Source organism: Aminobacter sp. P4_H6_2, from assembly GCF_056400805.1.
Map to the genome: position 1 here is coordinate 1 of NZ_JBFUKO010000996.1, position 1,236 is coordinate 1,236.

Sequence of the window (1,236 nt, forward strand, 5' to 3'; positions counted from 1 at the left end):
CGAATAGGTCGTCGACACGGTGATCACAGGGCGGTCGACATCCGGCAGTTCGCGGATCTCGACGCCATAGAAGGCGGCGAGGCCGGCGACCACGATCAGGGTATTGATGACGAACGCCAGCACCGGCCGGCGCACGAAAAGTGCGGTGATGCCTTTTTCAGCATGTTCGTTCTGGGCGCTGCTCATCGGCCGCTCCTGCTCAGGAGCCGCTGCGCGCGGCAGCTTCACTGCCGGCAACGAGAAGTTCAGCACCCTCGCGCACTGTGTGGATGCCCTCGGTGACGACCTTGTCACCAGCCGTCAATGCGGCTTGCACCAGCACGCTGTCGGTGTTGCGCTGGATGATGCGCACTGGCACGCGCTTGGCCTTGCCGTTATCGAGCGCCCAGACGAAGGCGCCGTCGCCGCCCCACTGGATAGCCAGCGGATCGACCGATGGATAGGTATCGCCGGGAAACTGCATGGCGACCTGGAACGACATGCCGGCGCGCAGCACGTCGCCGTCATTGTCGAGCCGGGCCTGGATGCGCAGCGTACGGCTTTGTGTTTCAAGCCTGTTGTCGACAGCGCTGACCACACCGTCGAAGATCTGACCGGGGCGAGCGATGGAATTGGCTGAAAGCGGCGCGCCGACCGCGATCAGGCCGGTGAAGCGTTCCGGCACCCAGAAGTCGACGATGATGCGCGAGCGGTCGTCGATGGTGGCGATCGTCGTCTGGCTTGTGACGTAGTTGCCGGCTTCGACTGGCAGGATGCCGACGACACCGGCAATCGGCGCGCTGATGGTCCGGCGATCGAGTGCCAGAGCCGCGTCACGGACAGCGAGCCGCGCATTGTCGAGCGCAAGTTCCGCTTCTCTTTGCTGCACGGCGGTGACTGTATTGGATGCCCTGAGCGCCTTGATCCGCTCGAGCGATGCCTCGGCATCAGCCTCCGCGATGCGGGCGCGTTCGAGCGCTATCTCTTCAGAATCCGAATCGAGCTTGGCGATGACCGTGCCGGCCTCGACTTTTTCCCCCGACGTGACTGCAATTTCAGTCAGTCGCCCCGATGCATAGGGGTTGATGACGACAGAGTTCAGCGCGCGGCCAGTGCCGATCGCCGACAGCTTGTCGTTGATGGTGCCGGTGGTGACAAGCTGGGTAACAACAGGTGTCTGAGCCTGGCCACCACGGCCGCCCTGACGATTGGCGCCACCGGTCTGTGCGGCCTTTTCGGTCGTGGCCTGGGCCCAGT

General features: G+C 64.0%; 2 protein-coding genes. Both read right to left on the reverse strand.

All coding sequences use genetic code 11. The features are described 5' to 3' along the window. A partial coding sequence (locus tag AC1DUU_RS32400; protein ID WP_476787383.1) for an efflux RND transporter permease subunit occupies positions 1 to 186 on the reverse strand: 186 nt, incomplete at its 3' end. 13 nt (positions 187 to 199) lie between these two features. Then, positions 200 to 1,236, reverse strand: a 1,037-nt coding sequence (locus tag AC1DUU_RS32405; RefSeq protein ID WP_476787384.1) for an efflux RND transporter periplasmic adaptor subunit, incomplete at its 5' end; no start/stop codon positions are given.